The sequence below is a fragment of the Elstera litoralis genome (genome assembly GCF_000963705.1).
GTDB lineage: Bacteria > Pseudomonadota > Alphaproteobacteria > Elsterales > Elsteraceae > Elstera > Elstera litoralis.
The window spans coordinates 1-3,129 of the sequence record NZ_LAJY01000232.1 but is presented as its reverse complement, the minus strand read 5'-3'; the positions used below and the strand labels follow the sequence as shown (position 1 = coordinate 3,129).

At 57.3% G+C, this 3,129-nt stretch carries 4 protein-coding genes; all 4 read left to right on the top strand.

All coding sequences use genetic code 11. The features are described 5' to 3' along the window. Window positions 1–66: 66 nt before the first annotated feature. Complete coding sequence (locus tag VZ95_RS09955; RefSeq protein ID WP_045775707.1) at window positions 67–453, top strand: PRC-barrel domain-containing protein; 387 nt, start codon at window positions 67–69, stop codon at window positions 451–453. Window positions 454–552: 99 nt separating this feature from the next. After that, window positions 553–789, top strand: a complete 237-nt coding sequence (locus VZ95_RS09950; protein ID WP_045775706.1) for a YMGG-like glycine zipper-containing protein — start codon at window positions 553–555, stop codon at window positions 787–789. Between the two features lie 437 nt (window positions 790–1,226). After that, on the top strand, window positions 1,227–2,738 hold the full coding sequence (locus VZ95_RS09945; protein ID WP_052711657.1) for a sensor histidine kinase: 1,512 nt from the start codon (window positions 1,227–1,229) through the stop codon (window positions 2,736–2,738). Further along, window positions 2,735–3,129 (top strand): response regulator (locus VZ95_RS09940; protein WP_045775705.1); only part of this gene is annotated, 395 nt, incomplete at its 3' end. The genes VZ95_RS09945 and VZ95_RS09940, both read left to right, overlap by 4 nt.

The window sequence follows — 3,129 nt, the reverse complement described above, 5'->3', positions numbered from 1 at the left end:
CGCGTTGATAGAGTGAGGACAGTAGGAATGCTGTACCACCGATGTCACAGATAAAGGAATTTCATTATGAAGAAATCAACGATTGCAACCACGGGCCTTCTCGTTGCGACGCTTCTAACCGGGTCCGCTTTTGCTCAAGGTGCTCCGCAAACCTTCGCGCCGATGAAGATTGACCTGCAATCCCTCACCACCGGCTATCGCACGTCGAAAGTTGTTGGGGCGCCCGTGGTCAATAATACCGGCGAAACCATCGGCAAGGTCGATGATCTCATCGTCACCCCGAACGAGAAGGTTCCCTACGCGGTTCTCTCGGTCGGCGGCTTCCTGGGCGTCGGCGATAAGCTGGTCGTGGTGCCCTACAGCCAATTGTCGGTTGCCAACGGCAAGATGCTGCTGCCGGGCGCGACCATCGAGTCGCTGAAGGCGCTCCCCGACTATAAATACGCCTCTTAACGGGTCTATCCGACCCTCCCTGAAGCAGACGTGCGGTCCGCCCCTGCAAGGCAAAGGCTTTGCTGGGGGCGGGTGCCACCGTCTCACCGGAGATCAATCATGAAAATCATCACACTCGTCGCAGGTATCGCCCTGCTCGGCTTGGCTGCCTGCGGGAATAATCCGACGGATCGCGCCCTGTCGGGGGCCGGGATCGGTGCCGCCACCGGCGCGGTTGGCGGGGCAATCCTCGGTTCGCCAGTCACAGGGGCCGTTGTCGGCGGCGCGGTCGGCGCGGGGGTCGGCGGTCTGACCAAGGAAAAAGATCTCGACCTCGGCAAGCCGATTTGGAAATAGGGGCGTAAAGTCTTCTCTAGGCCTCCCTAGAGAGACATAGGCAAGGGAGCCGGTTTCGTTTGGTCGAAACCGGCTCTCCTTTTGACATACTCTCTGTGTTCGATCGGGTCAGTTGAAGAAGATTAAATACAGAATGATAAGGGGGATAGGCACCCCAAGAAACCAAAATAAGATACCACGACCCATGACCAATCCTTCCGATGCACAAGATTTAAGTTCGAGCAATTTTTTGATAAAACCTAAAAAGCTCTTGTATAGAACGCATAAATATAGGATGCGTTCCATTCTTTATAAAACCCACCTATAATCCCTAAAATAAGCACTCAAGAGATTAAGCTTTATTGACAATTCGTCAAAATCGATTGTATAAATTTGAAAAATCTCCCTCAGCGCAGCGGCAAATTTCATTTAAATTTCCATTAATCCGAAAGACAAAAATGGAAAGAATCGATCGGCGCTTCCTCAGTTATAATATTATTTTTTCCGTCCTTGCGGCGGCGATTTTGGTTTTCATCGCCCTCGGCGCTTTTTGGACCGGCGAGAAAACCAAGGTTCAAATGCATCAAGCCCTGCAAGCCGCCGCCGTCGATCAGGCGATTGGAGGGGTGCTCGATGCGGTCTTGGATGCCGAAACGGGCCAACGCGGTTATTTACTCACGCGGGATGAGGCCTATCTGACGCCCTACCGCGACGCCAAGGCGCGGTATCAGGCCGCATTGGAGGCGGTTGACCGGCATTTAGCGCTGCTACCGCCGCCCTATCGTTTCCCCAGCATGCTGCGCCTGCGCGCCGTGACCCAGCAAAAATTCGAGGAAATGGAATTTACGCTCGATTTGGCGAAGGTTGATAATATCGACTCAATTTTAACGATTGTGCGCGGCAATCGGGGCCGCATTTTGATGGATGAAATTCGGGGCATCGTCGCCGATCTTCAAACCGGAACCAGCGACCTTCAACGCACCCGTAGCGACGATGTGGCGGCCAGCGCGGCGCTCCTCACCGGGCTCACCGCTTCGGGGGCGGTCGCGGTGGTGATTCTGGCCGTCTGCGCGATCCTCGTGATCGTGCGGCACACGCAAGAAATCGAAAGCGCGCGGCTGGCCCTCGCCCGAGCCAATACCGAGCTGGAACAGCGGGTCCTAGAACGCACCGAGGGGCTGGCCCGCGCCAATGATGAGTTGCAGCGCTATGCCTATATCGTCACCCACGATCTACGCGCGCCGCTTGTCAATATCATGGGCTTTACCAGCGAGTTGGAAACGGCCACGGCCACCTTCGCCGCCTATCTCCAACACAGCGCCCCAGATCGATCCGATACCGCCGTAGCCCCCGTCTTCCTGGCCGTGGAGGAGGATATTCCCGAAGCCCTCCAGTTCATCCGCACGTCGATGACGCGGATGGACGCGCTGATTAACGAGATTCTAAAACTCTCGCGCCTGGGGCGCGTGCCGCTGGTGCCGCGCCCCGTGACGATGACGGCGCTGTGCGCGGAGTGTATTGCCAATCTACGCCATCGCTTGACCGACCTTGGCGCCGAGATCACGCTGATACCACCGCTGCCGATGCCGATTTCCGACGAAGCGTCGCTGCGGCAAATCATGATGAACCTGCTCGATAATGCGGTGAAATATCTCGATCCCACGCGCCCTGGGCAGATTTTCGTGCGCGGCCACGGGGCGGGGCGACTGTTGGTTTTCGAAGTCGAGGATAATGGCCGGGGCATCGCCCCCGCCGACCATGAGCGGGTTTTTGAGCTCTTTCGCCGCGCGGGCACGCAGGATCAGCCGGGCGAGGGCATCGGCCTTGCCCATGTCCGCACGCTGGTTCGGCGTTTGGGCGGCGATATCCGGGTTCTCTCCGATGGCCGCACAGGCACTGTGTTTCGGTTTACAATCGCCTCAGACCTCCGCTCGACCCTTGGTTCGACCGAAACAGGAGCCGCCGCATGAAATCGGTCACCATCGTCATGATCGAAGACGACGCGGGCCACGCGCGCCTTATCGAGAAGAATATTCGGCGCGCGGGCGTGTCCAACGATCTCCTGCCCTTCGCCGATGGGGCCAGCGCGCTTACCTATTTGCTCGGCGCGGCAGGCGGGCGACCACATCTGGTTCTGCTCGACCTTAATCTGCGCGATATGAGCGGCACGGATATTCTGGCCAAGCTGAAAACGACACCGCAGACGCGGCGGATGCCGGTTATCATTCTGACGACGACTGACGATCAGCGCGAAATTCAGCGCTGCTACGATTTAGGGGCGAACGTCTACATCACAAAACCGATGAACTATGAGAACTTCGCCCATGCCATTCGGCAGTTGGGGCTGTTCTTATCGGTCAT

Excerpts from the sequence above, each read along its gene's own strand:
- VZ95_RS09955 (WP_045775707.1), top strand. The coding sequence starts at position 67 with ATGAAGAAATCAACGATTGCAACCACGGGCCTTCTCGTTGCGACGCTT.
- VZ95_RS09950 (WP_045775706.1), top strand. The coding sequence starts at position 553 with ATGAAAATCATCACACTCGTCGCAGGTATCGCCCTGCTCGGCTTGGCT.
- VZ95_RS09945 (WP_052711657.1), top strand. The coding sequence starts at position 1,227 with ATGGAAAGAATCGATCGGCGCTTCCTCAGTTATAATATTATTTTTTCC.